Source organism: Synechococcus sp. R3-13 (assembly GCF_047462195.1).
Taxonomy (GTDB): Bacteria; Cyanobacteriota; Cyanobacteriia; order Thermostichales; family Thermostichaceae; genus Thermostichus.
Map to the genome: position 1 here is coordinate 1 of NZ_JANSIO010000174.1, position 598 is coordinate 598.

Here is a 598-nt window from a genome sequence, read left to right on the forward strand (position 1 = left end):
CCCACCACCACCAGCTCGCACTCCCAAATCTCGTCCGGCTGCGGCAAGGGATCCAACAAGGGCCAACCGTGGGCGGTAAAACGGGGCACCTCCGGCTCGGAGACGGCAACAGGGGATCCCACCTCTGGCTGGGAGAGGGCGGCAAACCCCATCCCGGCCACAAAGCTCAGCAGCGACAGGATCCCCAGCCCCACAGTTCGCTTGGGCTCAGATCCCCGGCACGCCGCAGCCGTCTTTTTGCCAGCCATGCTCACTCACACCCCCGGCCTTTCCCCGGCAGGAGAAATCCCCTTGAGAATAGCTGAGGAAACCGACATTGAGGCCAGCCAGGATCCCTGCCACAGGGCATAATGGGCTAGCAACTTTTTAACGGCAACAGCGGGATCCCATGGGACGGGCAAAGAAGGTGGTATTGGCCTATTCAGGCGGGGTGGATACTTCCGTCTGCATTCCCTATCTCAAGCACGAGTGGGGGGTGGAATCGGTGGTGGCCCTGGCAGTCGACTTGGGGCAGGGGGCGGAGCTGGAGGCCATTCAGGCCAAAGCCCTCAGGGCGGGGGCAGAGCAATCTCTGGTGCGGGAGGCTGTCCAGGCCCTC

At 63.4% G+C, this 598-nt stretch carries 2 protein-coding genes; one reads left to right on the plus strand and one right to left on the minus strand.

The genetic code is table 11. The annotated features are described in order from the left end of the window. Window positions 1–248 (minus strand): hypothetical protein (locus NW856_RS05345; RefSeq protein WP_414399433.1); only part of this gene is annotated, 248 nt, incomplete at its 3' end. A 140-nt stretch (window positions 249–388) separates the two neighbouring features. On the opposite strand from NW856_RS05345, the gene NW856_RS05350 reads away from it, so the two are divergent. Then, a partial coding sequence (locus NW856_RS05350; protein WP_414399434.1) for an argininosuccinate synthase domain-containing protein occupies window positions 389–598 on the plus strand: 210 nt, incomplete at its 3' end.